The sequence below is a fragment of the Pseudoduganella sp. UC29_71 genome (assembly GCF_042693265.1).
Lineage (GTDB): Bacteria > Pseudomonadota > Gammaproteobacteria > Burkholderiales > Burkholderiaceae_D > Rugamonas.
On sequence record NZ_CP170549.1, the window covers coordinates 644,656 to 663,254 of the forward strand.

Below are 18,599 nucleotides of genomic sequence, written 5' to 3' on the forward strand. Positions count from 1 at the left end.
ATATATATTGGACAGTAATACTGCGCAATCCTAAGATGAAGCCATCATTCACCAGCCAGGCCGTCATCATGGGCATCGCAGCAGGCTCCCCCACGTTCAAACGCACCAACCGCGCGCTGTTTTTCAGCGGCTTTTCCTGCTTCGCGCTGCTGTACAGCGTGCAGCCGCTGATGCCGCTGCTGGGCCGCGAGTTCGCGCTCACGGCGGCGCAGAGCAGCCTGGCGCTGTCGGTATCGACGGCGGCGCTGGCGGTGTCGCTGCTGCTGTCTAGCCTGCTGTCCGACCGCATCGGGCGCAAGCCGCTGATGGGCGCCGCGCTCACCATCGCCGCGCTGATGACGGTGCTGTGCGCGGTGGCGCAGAACTACGGCCAGTTCCTCGTCATGCGCGCGCTGCTCGGCTTCGCGCTGGGCGGCATGCCGGCCGTGGCCATGACCTACCTGAGCGAGGAAGTGGAGCCTGGCTCGCTGGGCTTGTCGATGGGCTTGCTGATCAGCGGCAACGCGTTCGGCGGCATGGCCGGGCGCATCCTGGTGTCCTTCATGAGCGATTTCTTCTCCTGGCGCGTGGCCATGGCGGCCATGGGTGTGGCCGGCCTGCTGGCGGCGGCCGAGTTCTACCGCAGCCTGCCGCGTTCGAAGCATTTCCGGCCGGCCGAGGGCGGCTTGAGCGAGCTGGGCAACGGCCTGCGCCGCCAGTTCACGGACGACGGCATGCCGTGGCTGTTCGGCATGGGCTTCCTGCTGATGGGCTGCATGGTCAGCGCCTACAACTTCATCGGCTTCCGCCTGCTGGGCGAGCCGTTCGCGCTGCGCCAGAGCGTGGTGGGATCGATTTCCTTCCTTTACCTGCTGGGCATCTACAGCTCGGTGTGGGCCGGCCGCCTGGCCGACAGGCTGGGCCGCCGCCGCGTGCTGTGGCTGCTGCTTTCGGCCATGCTGGGCGGCGTGCTGCTGACCCTGAGCGGCAACCTGGTGCTGATCTTCGGCGGCATGGCGCTGTTCACCTTCTGCTTCTTCGCGTCGCACTCGGTCACCAGCAGCTGGGTGGGCCGGCGCGCGCTGTCGGCCTCGGCGCTGGCTTCCGCGCTGTACCTGTTCTTCTATTACCTCGGTTCGGCCGTGATCGGCTGGGTGGCGGGCCTGGCCTGGGGGTATGCCGGCTGGATCGGCGTGGTCGCCGTGCTCGGCAGCGCTTTGGCCGGTGCCTTGCTGATTGCCCTGCGCCTGCGCAACCTGACGCCTATCGCGCCGGTCGAACCGGTCCGCCTGGCCGCCGCCTGAGTTGGCCTCCAGCCCGCGCTACTTTTCGCGCGCGCAGTTGGTGATGGTGTAGCGGGTTCTCTTTTCCAGGCTGGGGTCGGGGATCGAGATGCAGACGGTGCCGGCCAGCGTCTTCATCTTGTACACGCGCACGCGGTCGGACGGCGTGGAAATCTCCGTGATCGTGGCCGGCTCATACCATTTGCGCGCCACCGCCTCGCGGAAGGCCATGTCCACGTTGGCGCGCAGGGCCGCATCTTCCTGGTTCAGCTTGGCCAGTTTCCCTCCCCGCAATTCCCTGTCCAGCTGACCTGCGCCGTACGTGGTGCGGCCCAGCAGCGCTGCGGCGCCCGCCGGGGCCGGGGAAGCGGGCGCGGGCGCGGCCGGCGTGGCCGACAAGTCGCCGGCGGACGGGGCGGCGCGGACGGCATCCTGCTCCTGCGCGGCCGCTGCAGAGGCAGCGATCGGCTCGGGCAGCGCGCCGGCTTCCGGCTGGCCGGCCGCGCGGCGCGGCTGCGTCGGCTGGGGCTTGGCGGCTGGCCTGCGCGCCGCGCTTGCGGCACTTGCGGCTAGCGCTGCTAGCGCGGCAGGCGGCGCTGCGGACGTGGCCTTGGCGGTGCGCGCCGGCGCGAGCGGCAGCAGCCACTGGATGGCGGGGCCGCCGCCGGCGGGCGTCGGCGGCGCCGGATGGCGCTGGAGCAGCGCTCCCAGCAGCGCCACATGCAGCGCCACAGTCAGCAGCAAGCCGGACTTGTTGCGGGGTAATCTTGTCATTGTTCCAATGTAACGCGGGGACGGCCGGGCTTGCCAAGTTTGTAACAAGTGCTTACACCTTCGCCGGGGGCGGCGCCTTGAGCCTGCTCAACCTTGCACAGGCAACTTCAGGCTGAGATTGCTGTCCAAAGCGGACAGGCACGCCGTGCCTGCTCACCGCAAGGAGGAGACCATGCTGCAAGAGTATGAGATACGGCAAAGAATCAACCGGGTCGGGCGCGCCATCGGCGAGGCGGCGCAGGCGTGTTCGGCGGAGCGCAACCTGCCCGGCGAGCTGCGCGATTGTATTCACAAGCTGGACCGGCACGCCGATTCGGCCCAGCAGGTGCTGGAACCGTACGATGTGACGCGGTTGCGCAAGATGGTCGATGAATTGGAAGTGCTGGGCGACCGCGCCCAGCGGGTCTGCCGCAACATGCCGACGCTGACGGCGCAGATGCGCAGCGCGGTCCAGCATGTGCATGACGAGCTGGCGGAGCTGAAGCACGATTTGCGCTGAGGCGGCGCTGCGGCGGGTTACGCTGGCGCGGGGCGCCAGCTAATCCGCCCTACGGCGGGGAGGGCTTTACAGGATGCCTTTGGACTTGAGGGCGCCGATTTCTTCGGGGCTGCGGCCCAGCAGGCCGTGCAGCACTTCGTCGGTGTGCTGGCCCAGCAGCGGCGGGGCGCTGCCGCCGTCGGTGGGCGTGGCGGACAGCCGCATCGGGCTGCGCACCAGCTTCACCTTGCCCGCCGTCGGATGCGGCGCTTCCGTCACCAGGCCGCGCGCCTGCACTTGCGGGTTTTGGTAGACGTCGCCGATGTCGTTGATCGGGCCGCACGGCACGCCCACCGCTTCCAGCTGCGCGATCCATTCCGCGCGCGTTTTCGTTTTCACCATCCCGGCCAATATCGGCACCAGCTCGTCGCGGTTCTGCACGCGCAGCGGATTGGTGGCGTAGCGCTCGTGGAAGGCCAGGTCGGCGCGTCCGCCCGCTTCGACGAACTTCTGGTACTGCCCGTCGTTGCCGGTGGCGACGATGATGTAGCCGTCGCTGCAGGCGAAGGTCTGGTAGGGCACGATGTTCGGATGCGCATTGCCCCAGCGCTTGGGCGCCTTGCCGCTGTTCAGGTAGTTGCTGCCCATATTGGCCAGCATGGCCACCTGCACGTCCAGCAGCGCCATGTCGATGTACTGGCCTTCGCCAGTGCGGTCGCGGTGCATCAGCGCGGCCTGGATGGCGATGGTGGCGTACATGCCGGTCATCAGGTCCACCAGCGCCACGCCGGCTTTCTGCGGGCCGCCGCCGGGCAGGTCGTCGCGCTCGCCGGTCACCGACATCAGCCCGCCCATGCCCTGGATCAGGAAATCGTAGCCGGCGCGGTGCGCGTAGGGGCCGTCCTGGCCGAAACCGGTCACCGAGCAGTACACCAGGTCCGGCTTGACTGCCTTCAGCGATGCGTAATCCAGGCCGTAGCGCTTCAGCTGGCCCACCTTGTAGTTTTCCAGCACCACGTCCGATTGCGCCGCCAGCTCGCGGATCAGCTGCTGGCCCTCGGCGCTGGCGATGTCCACCGTCACCGAGCGCTTGCCGCGGTTGGCGGCCAGGTAGTAGGCCGCTTCGGTGGTGTCGCGCCCGTCCGCGTCGCGCGCGTAGGGCGGCCCCCAGGCGCGCGTGTCGTCGCCGCTGCCGGGGCGTTCGATCTTGATCACGTCCGCGCCCAGGTCGGCCAGGTTCTGCGAGCACCAGGGGCCGGCCAGCACGCGGCTCAGGTCCAGTACGCGGATGTGGCCCAGGGCCTTGGTCACAGTCATCACTTCACCTCGTGGCAGTTAGCAAGAGCGCCAGCTTAACGTCTTGTGGTATGTTTTGAATACAAGAGATGCGACACGCGTTTTCAACATCGACCGAGGCATGCACACCATGTGGCCCTATCCCAAAGTTCTCGCCCACCGGGGCGGCGGCACGCTGGCGCCGGAAAACACCATCGCCGCGCTGCGCTGCGGCCTAGCCTACGGCTACAAGGCCGTGGAGTTCGACGTCATGCTGTCCAAGGACGGCATCGGCGTGGTCATGCACGACCCGGACTTCGGCCGCACCGTGGCGGGCGAGGGCAATGTGGCGCGCACGCCGGCCTCGGACCTGGTGCGCAAGGACGCCGGCGCCTGGTTCGGGCCGCAGTTCGCCGGCGAGACCGTGCCGCTGTTCACCGAATACATCGACTATTGCCGCTCGCAGGGCATCTGGATGAATATCGAGATCAAGCCGGTGCCGGGCTTCGAGACGGAAACGGGACGCTGGGTGGCGCAGAAAACGCGGGCGCGCTTCAGCGAGGAGCTGCGCGACGGCGAGCAGAAGGCGGTGCCGCTGCTGTCCTCGTTCAGCATGGCGGCGCTGGCCGCTGCGCGCGAGGCGGCGCCCAGTGTGCCGCGTGCCTGCCTGTTCGACACGCTGCCGCCGGACTGGCGCGACCAGGCCGCAGCGCTGGATGCGGTGGCCATTCACACCAACCACAAGCATCTGACGCCGGAACTGGCGCTGGCGGTGAAGGCGGCCGGCTACGGCCTGTTCTGCTACACCGTCAATACGCCGGAGCGCGCCGCCGAGATCCTGGCCTGGGGCGTGGACGGCTTTTGCACCGACCGCATCGACCTGATCGGCCCCGGCTTCGCCTGACACCGTGCCGATATAAACGTCCAATGCCGTTTGTGACAATTGGTGGATTTCCTTTCCCGCCGCAAGCACTAAGCTGGTTGCATGTTGCAGGAGGCCGGCATGGGCATCGTGGACGAGCGGCGGCAAGCGGAACTGGTATGCAGGCTGTTTGAGGCAGCCGCCGAGCCGCAGCGTTGGCGGGGACTCAGTGCCGACATTGCGCATGCATTCGGCGCCGACAGCGCTACGCTGATGGTGCTGCGGCCGCGCGCCGCCGCCACCTTGCTGGACGCCACCGGACCAACGCGGCCGCCACGGCGCTGCTGGGCCGCGACAGCGCCTTGCGCCTGTGCGGCGGCACGCTGCTGCAGGATGGCGCGGCCGGCGCGCAGTCGCTGGCGCGCGTGGTGCAGGCCGCGCTCGACCCGCTGCATGGCGGCGCCGCGCGCTGGTCGCTGCGCGTGGCGCGCCGCCAGGGACCGCCGCTGCTGCTGACGGTGACGCCATACCGCCCGCCGCCCGCTGTGGCCTGGCTGCCGCCGTGCGCCATCATCATGGCGCGCGACCCGGCCGCGCAGCGCCTGTCGCCCGTGGTGCTGAGCCAGCTGTTCAGCCTGACGCCGGCCGAGGCGGGCGTGGCGCAGGAACTGGCGCGGGGCCAGGACCTGGACGCCATCGCCGCCACGTTCGCCATCAGCGCCCACACCGTGAAAACCCATCTGCAGCACCTGTTCCGCAAGACGGGAACGCGGCGCCAGGGCGAGCTGGTGGCGGTGCTGCACGGTTCTCCGGCCGCCATGGTGCCCGGCATCAGCCGTTCGGTTGATGCCGACGCCGTGGCCGCGCCCTAGACTGAGTTGGCAACTTGGTCCACAACAGGGAGAACAACATGAACAAGCATATGAGCCTTATTGCGGGGCTGGCGCTGGCCGCCACGGCTTGGGGCGCAGGGGTGCAGACGCAGCCGCAGCCGCAGGGCGGCGCCGAGCGCGTGACGGTGCCGGGGCCGCTGCTGAAAATCGAACTGCCTGTGCAGCCGTACTGGATGGACCGCGACCGTTTCGAGGAACTGCGCGGCGCCTACCAGCTGTCCAACGGCCAGACCCTGTACCTGACGCGGGGCGGCTACACCATGTACGCGGAAATTGACGGGCAGGGCCGTCACCCGGTAGTGGCATCCGGCCGCAGTTCCTTCGTCGCGACGGACCTCAAGCTCAAGGTGCGCATCGACTGGCATGGCGACGGCAGCGTGGGCGGCGAAGTGGTCATGGTGGTGCCGCGCCGCGACATGGCCAGCGGCGCGGTGACCGAGGAGCTGGTGGCGCTGGTGATGAACTAGAAGCGCTCGAAGCTGGCCTGGTCCGGCTCCCAGCCGGCCGCCTGCAGGGGCGGTCCCGTGCGGCGGGCAGCCGGCGCCTGGCGCAGCGTGCGCACCGGCTTGCGCGCCGCCTTGCCGCCGCCGGTGTTGAAAAAGCCCATGGTGCGCTGCAGGTCTTCGGCCTGGGAACTCATTTCCTCGGCCGTGGCGGCCAGCTGCTCGGAGCCGGCGGCGTTCTGCTGGGTGGCCTGGCTGAGCTGGCTGATGGCGGAGTTGATCTGCGCCAGCCCGGTCGACTGTTCCTCCGACGCCGCGCTGATCTCCTGCACCAGTCCGGACGTGCGCTGGATGTTGGGCACCATCTGGTTCAGCAGCTTGCCGGCCCGCTCGGCCAGGTCCACGCTGCTGCCGGCCACTTCGCCGATTTCCTGCGCCGCCACCTGCGAGCGCTCGGCCAGCTTGCGCACTTCGGCCGCCACCACGGCGAAACCCTTGCCGTGTTCGCCCGCGCGCGCCGCCTCGATGGCCGCGTTCAGCGCCAGCAGATTGGTCTGGTAGGCGATGTCGTCGATGATGACGATCTTTTTGGCGATCTGGCGCATGGCGTCCACCGTGCCGCCCACCGCGTTGCCGCCTTCCACCGCCTCGGCGGCGGCCTGGCTGGCCATGCCGTCGGTGACGCGCGCATTTTCCGTGTTCTGCGCCACCGAGGCCGTCATCTGCTCGACCGAGGCGCTGGTTTCCTCCACGCTGGCGGCCTGCTCGGTGGCCGCCTGCGACAGCGACTGCGCGGTGCCGCTGACCTGTTCGGAGGCGCTGGCCAGCGCGTCGGCGCTGCTGTTGACGCGGCCGACCACGTCGGCCAGGCGCTCGACCATGTTTTTCATGCTGTACAGCAGGCTGCCGTGGTCGCCGGCGCTGGTGTCGATCTGCACCGTCAGGTCGCCGTCGGCCACCCGGTTGACGATGCTGGCCGCGTAGCCGGGATCGCCGCCCAGCTGCTTCAGCGTATTGCGCAGGATCAGGATGCCCAGCGCCGCCACCAGCAGCGCCGCCGCGCCGAAGATGATGGCCATGTTGCGCTGCGACGCGGCAATGGCCTCGCCGGCCTCGGCGTTGGCCTGTTCGGCCACTTTCACATTGAGCGCGACGATCTTGTCGAGCGAGGCCTGCACGGCCGCCACATGCGGCGCCACGTCGTTGGCGGCCTGGGTGAACTCCTCCGTGGCCGCCTTCATGGTGGCGGCGTCGCCGCCGCGCGCCAGCCGGTCGGCCGCCGCGATCACGCGCTCGCCGCCCTTCAGGCGCAGTTCCCAGGCGGCCAGGAACTCCTTGTACAGCACGGCTTCCTCGGCCGTCTGCGGCAGCGGATCGTAGATCTTGCGCCCTGCCGCCACCTCGGCGAAGCCGGCCCGCATCACGTCGGCCTGGCCGGCGATCCTGGGGACCGTGGCCGGGTTCTCCAGCAGGCGGAACACGGTCAGCGCGCCGATGCGCACTTCGCGGTTGCCCAGTTTCATCTGGTACAGGCCCACCAGCGAGGGCAGCCGCACGTCAGCCACCTCGGCAAAGCCGGCGCGCGCGCTGCGCAGGCCCGCCAGGCCCGCCGCCCCCACCAGCCCCACCGCCAGGATGGCCAGCACCAGCAGCAAAATCAACTTGGTCCGAAGCAGGAGATTATTCAGCATGACAGCCTTTCGCAGAGGGGGAGGGCGTGTAGGACGGATTTCAGTATAAGGAATATCGGGTGCCGCGCGCGGCTGCTTTGTTGCTTCTGTCGCAAGGCGGCAACGCCCCGCGGCCCTTGTCGGCGGACACCGGCGGACGCTATCCCGTCCATCCGGCGCCCCGCTCTGATTTTCCGGGCGCGACATCACGTATAATCAACCCTTTGCACCAGCCAGCAACTTAACCAATACGACATGAAATCATCTGAAATCCGCGAGAAGTTCCTTAAATTCTTCGAGTCCAAGGGTCATACGATCGTCCGTTCCAGCCCGCTGGTGCCAGGCAATGACCCCACCATGCTGCTGACCAACTCCGGCATGGTCCAGTTCAAGGACGTGTTCCTGGGCCTGGACACGCGCCCGTATTCGCGCGCCACCACCGTGCAGCGCTGCGTGCGCGCCGGCGGCAAGCACAACGACCTGGAAAACGTCGGCTACACCGCGCGCCACCACACCTTCTTCGAAATGCTGGGCAATTTCAGCTTCGGCGACTATTTCAAGCGCGACGCCATCCAGTACGCCTGGGAGCTGCTGACCAAGGTCTACATGCTGCCGGCCGACAAGCTGACCGTCACCGTCTACATCGAGGACGACGAAGCCTACGACATCTGGGCCAGGGAAATCGGCGTGCCGACCGAGCGCATCATCCGCATCGGCGACAACAAGGGCGCGCGCTACGCCTCGGACAACTTCTGGCAGATGGCCGACGTCGGCCCGTGCGGCCCGTGCACCGAGATCTTCTACGACCACGGCGCCGACATCTGGGGCGGCCCTCCCGGCTCGCCCGAGGAAGACGGCGACCGCTTCATCGAAATCTGGAACCTGGTGTTCATGCAGTTCAACCGCGACGAAGCGGGCGTGATGCACAAGCTGCCGAAGCCCTGCGTCGATACCGGCATGGGCATGGAGCGCCTGGCCGCCGTGCTGCAGCACGTGCACAGCAACTACGAAATCGACCTGTTCCAGAACCTGATCAAGGCCGCCGCGCGCGAAACCGGCGCCACCGACCTGGAATCGAAGTCGCTGCGCGTGATCGCCGACCACATCCGCGCCGCCTCCTTCCTGATCGTCGACGGCATCATCCCGGGCTCCGAAGGCCACGGCTATGTGCTGCGCCGCATCATCCGCCGCGCGCTGCGCCACGGCCACAAGCTGGGCCAGACCAAGCCGTTCTTCTACAAGCTGGTGGAAGACCTGAACACCGAGATGGGCACCGCCTATCCGGAGCTGACCGAAGCCAAGGCCCGCGTGGCCCAGGTGCTCAAGGCCGAGGAAGAGCGTTTCGGCGAAACGCTGGAACACGGCATGAAGATCCTGGAAGCGCAGCTGGCCAAGGACGCGAAAAACCTGGACGGCGCCACCGCCTTCACGCTGTACGACACCTACGGCTTCCCGCTGGACCTGACCGCCGACATCTGCCGCGAACGCGAAGTGACGCTGGATGAAGCCGGCTTCCACGCCGCCATGGAGCAGCAGAAGAAGACCGCGCGCGCGGCCGGCAAGTTCAAGATGGCCGCCAACGTCGAGTATTCGGGCGAGAAGACCAAGTTCGTCGGCTACGATCAGCTGGCGCAGGACGCCAAGGTGATCGCCCTGTACGCCAACGGCGCGCCGGTGCAGGAACTGAAAGCGGGCGAGCAGGGCATCGTGGTGCTGGACACCACGCCGTTCTACGCCGAGTCGGGCGGCCAGGTGGGCGACCAGGGCGTGATCGCCAGCGCCAGCGCGCAGTTCGACGTGGAAGACACGCTGAAGATCCAGGCCGACGTGTTCGGCCAGCACGGCGTGCTGTCCAAGGGCACGCTGAAAGTGGGCGACGCCGTCTCGGCCCAGGTGGACACCGTGAGCCGCGGCCGCACCATCCGCAACCACTCGGCCACCCACCTGATGCACAAGGCGCTGCGCGAAGTGCTGGGTTCGCACGTGTCGCAGAAGGGCTCGCTGGTCGATCCTGACAAGGCGCGCTTCGACTTCAGCCACAACGCCGCACTGACCGCCGAGGAAATCGCCAAGGTGGAAGCCATCGTGAACGCCGAGATCCTGGCGAACGCGGCCACCCAGTCGCACAATATGTCGTTCGACGACGCCGTCAAGCATGGCGCCATGGCGCTGTTCGGCGAGAAGTACGGCGACGAAGTGCGCGTGATGGACATCGGCTCCTCGAAAGAGCTGTGCGGCGGCGTGCACGTGCACCGCACCGGCGACATCGGCCTGTTCAAGATCGTGTCGGAAGGCGGCGTTGCGGCCGGCATCCGCCGCGTGGAAGCGGTGACCGGCGAAGGCGCGCTGGCGCTGGTGCAGGGCCTGACCCGCAAGCTGGGCGAGGCTGCAGCCGTGCTGAAGGCCAACCCGGACGAGCTGACCGTGAAGATCGCGGCCGTGCAGGACCACGTGAAGGCGCTGGAGAAGGAACTGGCCGCGCTGAAATCGAAACTGGCTTCCGGCCAGGGCGACGAACTGGCTACCCAGGCGGTCGAGATCAAGGGCATCAAGGTGCTGGCGGCAACGCTGGAAGGCGCCGACGTGGCCACCCTGCGCGAGACCATGGACAAGCTGAAGGACAAGCTGAAGACGGCTGCCATCGTGCTGGCCAGCGTGGCCGACGGCAAGGTGTCGCTGATCGCCGGCGTGACGGCAGACGCCACGTCCAGGGTCAAGGCGGGCGAGCTGGTGAACTTTGTTGCACAACAAGTGGGCGGCAAAGGCGGCGGACGCCCCGATATGGCGCAGGCCGGCGGCACCGATGCTGCGGCATTGCCGGGCGCTTTGGCCGGCGTTGCAGCATGGGTCGAACAGCGCGTTTAAGCGCGCAAAGCCAGCAAACACGCGGCCCGCGCGAGAGTGCGGGCCGTTAACTTAATGACTCTGCTCGTTGTGAACTTGCAACGAGAGAGGAACTATTTTGGTGCACCGCGTCACAACCGCCGAATTGGAGTAGACTGTGCAGAACTGGTCAACCAATTTAGCGGGACTTCGATGAGCGACACACTAGTTGATACCGAAATCATGGAATTTCAAAAAGAACTCGACGCGCGGGGTTTGAACTGCCCGCTGCCGATTCTAAAGGCCAAGAAGGCCCTGGCGGAACTGCAGAGCGGTGAAGTGCTGCGCATCATGGCGACCGATCCGGGCTCCGTGCGCGACTTCCAGGCGTTCGCCAAGCAGACCGGCAATGCGCTGCTGTCGCACGCGCAATACGGTACGGAATTTGTGTTTTTGATGCAACGCAAGTAAGCTGTTATTCTTTCAGCGGGAAGCCGGGCTGGCTTCCCCTGTCCGCAGGCTCTCCCCGATCATGTGCGCAAGATGAAAATTAGACGATTTCTACTACCAAAAAAACGCACGATCGTGCTTTAATTCAGTCTGGCGATGGAATTTCTCATATAATCTAGCCCACATATCAGTTCACACTTTATTAATTTTTCCAAAGGCAGAGCTATGAAAGTCTTGGTACCCGTCAAACGCGTGGTCGACTACAACGTCAAGGTGCGCGTCAAATCCGACGGCACTGGCGTGGATATCGCCAACGTCAAAATGTCGATGAACCCGTTCGATGAGATCGCTCTGGAAGAGGCGACCCGCCTGAAGGAAGCGGGCAAAGTCACCGAAGTGGTGGCCGTGTCCTGCGGCGTGGCCCAGTGCCAGGAAACCCTGCGCACCGGCATGGCCATCGGCGCCGACCGCGGCATCCTGGTGGAAACCGCCACCGAACTGGAACCGCTGGCCGTGGCCAAGCTGCTGAAAGCGCTGGTCGACAAGGAACAGCCGCAGCTGGTCATCCTGGGCAAGCAGGCCATTGACGACGACTCCAACCAGACCGGCCAGATGCTGGCCGCCCTGCTGGGCTGGCCGCAAGCGACCTTCGCCTCGAAAGTGGTGCTGGAAGACGGCAAAGCGACCGTGACGCGCGAAGTGGACGGCGGCCTGGAAACCTTGGCGCTGACGCTGCCGGCCATCATCACCACCGACCTGCGCCTGAACGAGCCGCGCTACGTGACGCTGCCCAACATCATGAAGGCCAAGAAGAAGCCGCTGGACACCGTCAAGCCGGAAGACCTGGGCGTCGACGTGACCCCGCGCCTGAAGACCCTGAAAGTCGCCGAGCCAGCCAAGCGCTCCGCCGGCATCAAGGTGCCGGACGTTGCAACCCTGGTCGCAAAACTGCGCACCGAAGCCAAAGTCATCTAATTAATAGCACGCCAGCGGCCGTAGGGCGGGTTAGCGCGAGCGCGTAACCCGCCGAGCCGCCGACATGCACACAAAGGAATAATCATGGTCGCATTAGTTATCGCTGAACACGACAACGCCAGCCTGAAGGGCAGCACCCACCACACCGTGACCGCAGCCGCCCAGTGCGGCGGCGAGGTGCACGTGCTGGTGGCCGGTTCGAACGCCGCCGCCGCCGCTGCGCAAGCGGCGCAGATCGCCGGCGTCTCGAAAGTGCTGCTGGCCGACGCCGCCCACTTCGCCGACGGCCTGGCCGAGAACGTGGCCGAGCAGGTGCTGGCTGTCGCCGGCGCCTACTCCCACATCCTGGCCCCGGCCACCGCCTACGGCAAGAACATCCTGCCGCGCGTGGCCGCCAAGCTGGACGTGGCCCAGATCTCGGAAATCACCAAGGTCGATGCGCCCGACACCTTCGAGCGTCCGATCTACGCCGGCAACGCGATTGCCACCGTGCAGTCGGCCGACAAGGTCAAGGTCATCACCGTGCGCACCACCGGTTTCGACTCCGCTGCCTCGACCGGCGGTTCGGCCGCCACCGAAACCATCGCCGCGGTCGGCGACAACGGCAAGTCGGCCTTCGTCGGCCGCGAGCTGGCCAAGTCCGACCGTCCAGAACTGACCGCCGCCAAGATCATCGTGTCCGGCGGCCGCGGCATGGGCTCGGGCGAAGCGTTCAAGATCCTGGAACCGCTGGCCGACAAGCTGGGCGCCGCCATGGGCGCATCGCGCGCCGCCGTGGACGCGGGCTACGTGCCGAACGACTGGCAGGTTGGCCAGACCGGCAAGATCGTGGCGCCGTCGCTGTACATCGCCGTCGGCATCTCCGGCGCGATCCAGCACCTGGCCGGCATGAAGGATTCGAAGACCATCGTGGCCATCAACAAGGACCCCGAAGCGCCGATCTTCTCCGTTGCCGACTACGGCATCGTGGGCGATCTGTTTGAAATCGTGCCTGAACTGGTCAAAGAACTGGGTTAATCCACGCGTTGAGTACCGAGGCCACGCTGGCGAGGCATTGCGCCGCCGCGTGGCCTTTTTCTTGGAGAGTAGAAGATGAGCTATCAAGCCCCCCTGAAAGACATGCTGTTCGTGATGAACGAACTGGCCAACCTGCAAGCCGTGAGCCAGCTGCCGGGCTGCGAGGACGCGACCCCGGAAACGGCCGAAGCCGTGCTGGAAGAGAGCGCGAAATTCGTGGCCGGCGAAGTGGCGCCGCTGAACCACGCCGGCGACAAGGAGCCGAGCTACTGGAAGGACGGCAACGTCTTCACCTCCAATGGGTTCAAGGAAGCCTTCAAGCAGTTCGCGGAAGCGGGCTGGCAAGGCCTGCAGCATCCGACCGACTTCGGCGGCCAGGGCTTGCCCAAGCTGGTCGGCACGCCGTGCGTGGAGATGCTGCACGGCGCCAACCTGGCGTTCGCGCTGGTGGCGCTGCTGTCGGACGGCGCCATCGAAGCGCTGCTGACCGCCGGCAGCGACGAAATGAAGGCGACCTACCTGGAACCGCTGGTGACCGGCAAGTGGACCGGCACCATGAACCTGACCGAACCGCAAGCCGGTTCCGACCTGGCCGCCGTGCGCACCCGCGCCGTGCCGCAGGAAGACGGCACCTACAAGATTTTCGGCACCAAGATCTTCATCACCTACGGTGAGCACGACATGGCCGAGAACATCATCCACCTGGTGCTGGCGCGCACGCCGAACGCGCCGGAAGGCGTGAAGGGCATTTCGCTGTTCATCGTGCCGAAGTTCCTGGTCAACGCCGACGGCACGCTGGGCGCGCGCAACGATGCGCACTGCGTGTCGATCGAACACAAGCTGGGCATCAAGGCCAGCCCCACCGCCGTGCTGCAGTTCGGCGACAATGGCGGCGCCATCGGCACGCTGGTGGGCGAAGAGAACCGTGGCCTGGAATACATGTTCATCATGATGAACGCGGCCCGCTTCGGCGTCGGCATGCAGGGCATCGGCCTGTCCGAGAACGCCTACCAGCAGGCCGTGGCCTTCGCCAAGGACCGCGTGCAGTCGCGCGACCTGGCCGGTTCGGCCGGTCCGGTGTCCATCATCCACCATCCGGACGTGCGCCGCCTGCTGATGAATATGCGTTCGCAGACCGAGGCCGCGCGCGCGCTGGCCTACGTCGGCGCTTCGCTGTACGACGCGGCCCACCACCATGCGGATGCGGCCACCCGCGCCGAGAACCAGGCTGTGTATGAATACCTGGTGCCCATCATCAAGGGCTGGTCCACCGAGCTGTCGCAGGACGTGGCGCGCGACGGCGTGCAGGTGCATGGCGGCATGGGCTTCATCGAGGAGACCGGCGCGGCGCAGCACTACCGCGACGCCAAGATCCTCACCATCTACGAAGGCACGACTGCGATCCAGGCCAACGACCTGGTGGGCCGCAAGACCGTGCGCGACGGCGGCAAGGTGGCCAAGGGCCTAATCGCGCAAGTGCGCGCCACGGAAGCCGAGCTGGCCAAGCTGGAAGGCGCCGACTTCGCCGCCATCCGCAAGCACCTGGCGCAGGGCGCGGCCGACCTGGAAGCGGTGGTGGACTACGTGGCCGGCAATATGAAGACCGACATCAAGGCCGTGTTCTCGGGCAGCGTCACTTACCTGAAGCTGGCCGGCATTGTGCTGGGCGGTTGGCAGATGGCGCGCGCCGCCGTGATCTCGCAGCAGAAACTGGGCGCCGGCGACGGCGACGCCAGCTTCTACAAAGCCAAGATCGCCACCGCGCGCTTCTTCGCCGACCACTTCCTGACGCAATCGACCGGCATGCGTACTGCCATCATCGACGGCAGCGCCGGCGTGTTGGCCTTGAGCGAAGACCAGTTCTAAACCCGCCCCGCCACGCGGCGCACAGTATTGCGAAAGGCAGCTCCGGCTGCCTTTTTTGCGCCATGGCAAGGCGTTGGAGCCGGCGTGGGCGCTCGCTATTGACCGGGCGGGACAGGCCGAGTTGGAGCGCTGGCTTGAGCGTCTGTATGACGGTGCTGTCCCGCCGGAATTATTCGCCCCGCCGGCGCGGGCAACTTGAGCGGGGCCGGCGGAACTGGGTAGAATGGGGCTCGATCTTTTGGAGCCGGTCCCATGGAACTGTCGACGCTTGCGCTGTTTGTGCCTGCCTGCTTTGCGCTGAATATGGCGCCCGGGCCGAATAACCTGCTATCCATCAGCAATGCCACACGCTATGGCTTCCGCCAGGCGTGCACCGCGGGAGCGGGGCGGCTGCTGGCCTTCGGCGGCATGATCGCGCTGGCGTCTGCCGGGCTGGCGGCGGTGCTGCATACGTCGGAACTGCTGTTTTACGGGATTAAGACGGTGGGCGCGGCTTACCTGTTCTACCTGGCCTTCCAGCTGTGGCGCGCCGTGCCGGGCGGGCATGAGGAGGCGGCGGCGCCCGCTGCCGGGCTGATGCAGCTGGCGCGCCAGGAGTTCCTGGTGGCGGCGGGGAATCCGAAAGCGATCCTGATCTTCACGGCCTTCCTGCCGCAATTCGTCCATCCGGCCCAGCCCATGGCGCCGCAGTTCGCGGTGCTGGGGGCGCTGTTCCTGGCGCTGGAGATGGCGGCCATCGCCATCTATTCGTGGATGGGCACGCACCTGCGCCGCTGGTTCGCGCAGCCGCGCGGCAAGCGCATCTTCAACCGCAGCTGCGCCGGCCTGCTGGCCAGCGCCGGCCTCGGGCTGCTGCTGTCGCGCCGCGCGTAGCAGCAGCCCGCAGCCGGCCGGCGGCTCAGTACTTCAGTTCATCCGGCACGTTGTAGCTGAAGCTCTTGGTCCCGGCGCGCAATTGCGTGCGCCGGGACGGGCTGCGGATCAGCGGCGCACGATGGTGCCGTTGGCGCTGCGCACCAGGTCGCCGTTCGCGTAGCCCGGGTCTTTGTCGAAGGTGAATTCGCCCTGCGTGCCGTTGTCGTACTGGACCTTCACGTGCCAGACTTTGCTGGACTTGACATGCTCTTCCACCTTGTTGCCGGCGTAGGCGCCGCCAGCCGCGCCGGCGATGGTGGCCAGCTTGCGGCCGCCGCCGCTGCCGACCTGGTTGCCCAGCAGGGCGCCGGCCACGCCGCCGGCGATCACGCCCACGGCGCTGCCTTCGCCTTTTTTATCTTCCACGTTGACCGCGATCACGCGGCCGCAGTCATTGCAGGCGACCGGCTTGGCGCCGGCGTTTTTCAGGTCGGCCTTGGCCGCTGCCAGGGCTTTGTCGTATTCGGTCTTCGCGTCGCGCTGGCATTGCATGCGCGCGCTGGAGCTGCTCTCTTCGGCGCACAGCTTTTTATCTTCGGCGTAGCGGGTGGCTGCCTGCTTGGTGTCGGCCGCGTATTGCGCCTTGGTGTAAGGCTGGGCGGACACGGTGCCGGCCATGCCGGCCAGCATCAGGGACAGGGTCAGGGTGCGTACGTTCATTGTGATTCTCCGGTGACTGGGTTGTTTCCGCAGTATAAACCTTGAGAATGGCTTTACAGCAATTATACGTTCGTATCGTGTGCGACGGCATTGCGGCCGCCCTGCTTGGCGCGGTACAGCGCGGCGTCGGTGCGCGCCACCAGGCCGGGCAGGGTCTCGTCCGGCGCCAGCGCCGCCACGCCGAAGGAGCAGGTCTTGCGGCCCACTTCCGGGAACTCGGCGGCGGCGATACGCAGGCGCAGCATCTCGGCCAGGGCGCGCGCGCCTTCCAGCTCGGTCTGCGGGCAGATCACCATGAATTCCTCGCCGCCCCAGCGGCCCACGCTGTCGATGCTGCGCGCACCGCTGCGCAGGATGGAGGCCACCGCCGCCAGCACGCGGTCGCCGGCCGGGTGGCCGTAGCTGTCGTTGGTCTGCTTGAAATGGTCGATGTCGAGCAGGATCACGGCCAGGCCGCCGCCGTAGCGGTGCACGCGTTCCACTTCGTAGCCCAGCACCTCGTCCAGCTTGCGCCGGTTGTGCAGGCCGGTCAGCATGTCGGTGCTGGCCACGCGCTGCAGCTCGCGGGTGCGTTCGGCCACCTGCGACTCCAGCGTGCGGTTCATTTCCTTCAGTTCCGCGTACAGCGCGGCGTTTTCCGCCACCGATTTGCGCAGCGTGTCGGCCATCTGGTTCAGCTTGTCGGTCAGCTGGTGCAGCTCGTGCTTGCCCTTGTCCTTCAGCACGAAATGGCGGTCGCCGATATTGTCGATATTGAGCTGGCCGACGAAGTCGCTCATCTGGCGCAGCGGCTGGCCCAGGGTGCGCTTGATCACGTACAGGAAGATGAACCACAGCGCCAGCGTCTTGATGACGGAGTTCACCAGGATCAGGCAAAAGCCGTACGCCACCTGGCGCACCACCACCTGCTGGCTGGAGTAGACGGTCCAGCGGCCCACCGGGTGGCGTTCGCCGGCCTCGTCCACGTAGACGGCGGCGAAGCGGCGGCTGAAGATATGGTCGAACAACAGCGCCGGCGCGGCGGCCGGCACCAGTTCGCCGTTCGCGCCCGCTTCCATGCGGCGGCCGCTGGCGTCGTCCACGGTGCCGATGGCGCGCAGCAGCTTGCCCTGCTCGTCCTCCACCTTGACGCCGATGACGATGGGCAGCGCCTTCACGCCGGTGACGATACTGGCCAGCACTTCGCCGTTGAAGCGCCACAGCGCGCCGGTGATGCCGGGGCCGAAGGTGTGCGCCATGGCGCCGATTTCCTCGCTCAGGCGCTGCTGCGTGTGGCGGTATTCGGCGGCCAGCTGCAGGCAGGTGACCACCAGCGTGACGATGAAGTAACAGCCGAAGATGATGCGCAGCAGGCGCGCGGCCAGGTTGCTCTTCATTCGGCTTTGAGGATCTGGGTGGGGTAGATGGCGCGGATCACGCGCACCGATTCGTCGTCCGACCAGCGCTCGACGATGGCGCGGTAGCGCGCCGTGTTGCGCTGTGCGTGCAGCACCGCGTTGACCTTGGCCACCACCTGCTTGCCCCACTCGGTGCGCGGGCACATCACGCGGTTCACCGTGGGGTCGGCGTGCTCGCGGATGGTGAGCGCGGCCAGCTCGCCGTCGCGGCCCAGCTGGCGCGCCGAGTAGGTGCTGATGATGGGCAGTTCGAGCAGATAGTCCAGCCGCCGCGCCAGCAGCATCTGCAGCGCCTCGTTGAACTCGGAGTGGTACTGGCGGTTGGGCTGCTGTTCCAGCAAGGCGTTGATCTGCGGCGAGAACGAGCGTCCGCGCAGGTAGCTGGTGCGCACGCCGTCCTTTGCCATCAGTTCGGCCAGCGAGACGGCGCCGCCGGAGCCGTTGGCGCCGGCGAACTCGGCCAGGCGGTCGCGCCGCACCACCACCTTAAAGGGCAGGAACACCGCCACCGGCACGGAAAAATACGCGAGCTGCTCGCGCTCCGGGTTTTTCACGCCGCCCACAAAGCACCACGGATTGCCGTTCTTGATTTCCTGGAAGATGCGGGGGAAGGGCGCTTGCACGTCCTTGTGCTCGTAGCCCGGCATGTCTTCCTTGAGCAGCGTGCGGATCTGGTCGAAGATGCCCTGGCCCTTGTCCGGCCCTTCGGCAATCATGTACGGGGCGGCGTTGAACCAGCCCCAGTTGAGACGGTCGGTGGCCTGGGCCTGGGGGATGGCGGCGGCAACAAGGAAGCAGCACAGCAGGGCGGAAAGGCGGGACGTCATCTGGTAAATGCG

17 protein-coding genes are annotated in these 18,599 nt (G+C 66.8%); 11 read left to right on the top strand and 6 right to left on the bottom strand.

The window, feature by feature from the left end:
- Nucleotides 1-35 precede the first annotated feature (35 nt).
- A complete protein-coding gene (locus tag ACFJI2_RS02835; protein ID WP_107878058.1) occupies nucleotides 36-1,283 on the top strand; it encodes an MFS transporter in 1,248 nt (415 codons plus the stop codon).
- Nucleotides 1,284-1,301: 18 nt separating this feature from the next.
- On the opposite strand, the gene ACFJI2_RS02840 is transcribed toward ACFJI2_RS02835, so the two are convergent.
- Nucleotides 1,302-2,036: a hypothetical protein gene (locus ACFJI2_RS02840; RefSeq protein WP_377703666.1), complete on the bottom strand. Its 735-nt coding sequence runs from the start codon at nucleotides 2,034-2,036 to the stop codon at nucleotides 1,302-1,304.
- A gap of 172 nt (nucleotides 2,037-2,208) precedes the next feature.
- Between ACFJI2_RS02840 and ACFJI2_RS02845 the strand changes: the two genes are divergently transcribed.
- A complete protein-coding gene (locus ACFJI2_RS02845; protein WP_107878055.1) occupies nucleotides 2,209-2,535 on the top strand; it encodes a hypothetical protein in 327 nt (108 codons plus the stop codon).
- A gap of 66 nt (nucleotides 2,536-2,601) precedes the next feature.
- On the opposite strand, the gene ACFJI2_RS02850 is transcribed toward ACFJI2_RS02845, so the two are convergent.
- Nucleotides 2,602-3,831, bottom strand: a complete 1,230-nt coding sequence (locus ACFJI2_RS02850; RefSeq protein ID WP_377703667.1) for a CaiB/BaiF CoA transferase family protein — start codon at nucleotides 3,829-3,831, stop codon at nucleotides 2,602-2,604.
- 109 nt (nucleotides 3,832-3,940) lie between these two features.
- On the opposite strand from ACFJI2_RS02850, the gene ugpQ reads away from it, so the two are divergent.
- From ugpQ to ACFJI2_RS02865, 3 genes are all read left to right on the top strand, one after another.
- Nucleotides 3,941-4,693, top strand: a complete 753-nt coding sequence (gene ugpQ / locus ACFJI2_RS02855) for a glycerophosphodiester phosphodiesterase (protein ID WP_377705792.1) — start codon at nucleotides 3,941-3,943, stop codon at nucleotides 4,691-4,693.
- Between the two features lie 320 nt (nucleotides 4,694-5,013).
- Nucleotides 5,014-5,523 (top strand): helix-turn-helix transcriptional regulator, encoded by a 510-nt coding sequence (locus ACFJI2_RS02860; protein ID WP_377703669.1) that lies wholly within the window; start codon nucleotides 5,014-5,016, stop codon nucleotides 5,521-5,523.
- A 38-nt stretch (nucleotides 5,524-5,561) separates the two neighbouring features.
- Complete coding sequence (locus tag ACFJI2_RS02865) at nucleotides 5,562-6,011, top strand: hypothetical protein (RefSeq protein ID WP_377703670.1); 450 nt, start codon at nucleotides 5,562-5,564, stop codon at nucleotides 6,009-6,011.
- Here ACFJI2_RS02865 and ACFJI2_RS02870 read toward each other — a convergent pair.
- Nucleotides 6,008-7,678, bottom strand: a complete 1,671-nt coding sequence (locus tag ACFJI2_RS02870) for a methyl-accepting chemotaxis protein (RefSeq protein ID WP_377703671.1) — start codon at nucleotides 7,676-7,678, stop codon at nucleotides 6,008-6,010. The two genes, ACFJI2_RS02865 and ACFJI2_RS02870, sit on opposite strands and share 4 nt — an antisense overlap.
- Nucleotides 7,679-7,912: 234 nt before the next feature.
- Between ACFJI2_RS02870 and alaS the strand changes: the two genes are divergently transcribed.
- From alaS to ACFJI2_RS02900, 6 genes are all read left to right on the top strand, one after another.
- Entirely contained in the window at nucleotides 7,913-10,522 is a 2,610-nt protein-coding gene (alaS, locus tag ACFJI2_RS02875) for an alanine--tRNA ligase (protein WP_377703672.1), read from the top strand.
- 201 nt (nucleotides 10,523-10,723) lie between these two features.
- Nucleotides 10,724-10,951: a sulfurtransferase TusA family protein gene (locus ACFJI2_RS02880; protein WP_056403241.1), complete on the top strand. Its 228-nt coding sequence runs from the start codon at nucleotides 10,724-10,726 to the stop codon at nucleotides 10,949-10,951.
- A gap of 204 nt (nucleotides 10,952-11,155) precedes the next feature.
- A complete protein-coding gene (locus ACFJI2_RS02885; RefSeq protein WP_056403237.1) occupies nucleotides 11,156-11,905 on the top strand; it encodes an electron transfer flavoprotein subunit beta/FixA family protein in 750 nt (249 codons plus the stop codon).
- An 84-nt stretch (nucleotides 11,906-11,989) separates the two neighbouring features.
- Complete coding sequence (locus tag ACFJI2_RS02890) at nucleotides 11,990-12,922, top strand: electron transfer flavoprotein subunit alpha/FixB family protein (RefSeq protein WP_377703673.1); 933 nt, start codon at nucleotides 11,990-11,992, stop codon at nucleotides 12,920-12,922.
- A 75-nt stretch (nucleotides 12,923-12,997) separates the two neighbouring features.
- On the top strand, nucleotides 12,998-14,788 hold the full coding sequence (locus ACFJI2_RS02895; RefSeq protein WP_377703674.1) for an acyl-CoA dehydrogenase: 1,791 nt from the start codon (nucleotides 12,998-13,000) through the stop codon (nucleotides 14,786-14,788).
- Between the two features lie 252 nt (nucleotides 14,789-15,040).
- Complete coding sequence (locus tag ACFJI2_RS02900; RefSeq protein ID WP_377703675.1) at nucleotides 15,041-15,661, top strand: LysE family translocator; 621 nt, start codon at nucleotides 15,041-15,043, stop codon at nucleotides 15,659-15,661.
- Between the two features lie 108 nt (nucleotides 15,662-15,769).
- Here the strand turns inward: ACFJI2_RS02900 and ACFJI2_RS02905 are convergent, their stop codons facing one another.
- From ACFJI2_RS02905 to ACFJI2_RS02915, 3 genes are all read right to left on the bottom strand, one after another.
- A complete protein-coding gene (locus ACFJI2_RS02905) occupies nucleotides 15,770-16,363 on the bottom strand; it encodes a glycine zipper 2TM domain-containing protein (RefSeq protein ID WP_377703676.1) in 594 nt (197 codons plus the stop codon).
- A 62-nt stretch (nucleotides 16,364-16,425) separates the two neighbouring features.
- A complete protein-coding gene (locus ACFJI2_RS02910) occupies nucleotides 16,426-17,739 on the bottom strand; it encodes a GGDEF domain-containing protein (RefSeq protein ID WP_377703677.1) in 1,314 nt (437 codons plus the stop codon).
- Nucleotides 17,736-18,587 (bottom strand): TIGR02285 family protein, encoded by an 852-nt coding sequence (locus ACFJI2_RS02915; protein WP_377703678.1) that lies wholly within the window; start codon nucleotides 18,585-18,587, stop codon nucleotides 17,736-17,738. Before ACFJI2_RS02915 ends, ACFJI2_RS02910 begins: the two co-directional genes overlap by 4 nt.
- Nucleotides 18,588-18,599: the final 12 nt, after the last annotated feature.

Coding starts and splice junctions, on each gene's coding strand:
- ACFJI2_RS02890 (WP_377703673.1), top strand. CDS start 11,990: ATGGTCGCATTAGTTATCGCTGAACACGACAACGCCAGCCTGAAGGGC.
- ACFJI2_RS02885 (WP_056403237.1), top strand. CDS start 11,156: ATGAAAGTCTTGGTACCCGTCAAACGCGTGGTCGACTACAACGTCAAG.
- alaS (WP_377703672.1), top strand. CDS start 7,913: ATGAAATCATCTGAAATCCGCGAGAAGTTCCTTAAATTCTTCGAGTCC.
- ACFJI2_RS02915 (WP_377703678.1), bottom strand. CDS start 18,587: ATGACGTCCCGCCTTTCCGCCCTGCTGTGCTGCTTCCTTGTTGCCGCC.
- ACFJI2_RS02880 (WP_056403241.1), top strand. CDS start 10,724: ATGGAATTTCAAAAAGAACTCGACGCGCGGGGTTTGAACTGCCCGCTG.
- ACFJI2_RS02835 (WP_107878058.1), top strand. CDS start 36: ATGAAGCCATCATTCACCAGCCAGGCCGTCATCATGGGCATCGCAGCA.
- ACFJI2_RS02895 (WP_377703674.1), top strand. CDS start 12,998: ATGAGCTATCAAGCCCCCCTGAAAGACATGCTGTTCGTGATGAACGAA.
- ACFJI2_RS02865 (WP_377703670.1), top strand. CDS start 5,562: ATGAACAAGCATATGAGCCTTATTGCGGGGCTGGCGCTGGCCGCCACG.
- ACFJI2_RS02870 (WP_377703671.1), bottom strand. CDS start 7,678: ATGCTGAATAATCTCCTGCTTCGGACCAAGTTGATTTTGCTGCTGGTG.
- ACFJI2_RS02905 (WP_377703676.1), bottom strand. CDS start 16,363: ATGAACGTACGCACCCTGACCCTGTCCCTGATGCTGGCCGGCATGGCC.
- ugpQ (WP_377705792.1), top strand. CDS start 3,941: ATGTGGCCCTATCCCAAAGTTCTCGCCCACCGGGGCGGCGGCACGCTG.
- ACFJI2_RS02845 (WP_107878055.1), top strand. CDS start 2,209: ATGCTGCAAGAGTATGAGATACGGCAAAGAATCAACCGGGTCGGGCGC.
- ACFJI2_RS02900 (WP_377703675.1), top strand. CDS start 15,041: ATGGAACTGTCGACGCTTGCGCTGTTTGTGCCTGCCTGCTTTGCGCTG.
- ACFJI2_RS02850 (WP_377703667.1), bottom strand. CDS start 3,831: ATGACTGTGACCAAGGCCCTGGGCCACATCCGCGTACTGGACCTGAGC.
- ACFJI2_RS02910 (WP_377703677.1), bottom strand. CDS start 17,739: ATGAAGAGCAACCTGGCCGCGCGCCTGCTGCGCATCATCTTCGGCTGT.
- ACFJI2_RS02840 (WP_377703666.1), bottom strand. CDS start 2,036: ATGACAAGATTACCCCGCAACAAGTCCGGCTTGCTGCTGACTGTGGCG.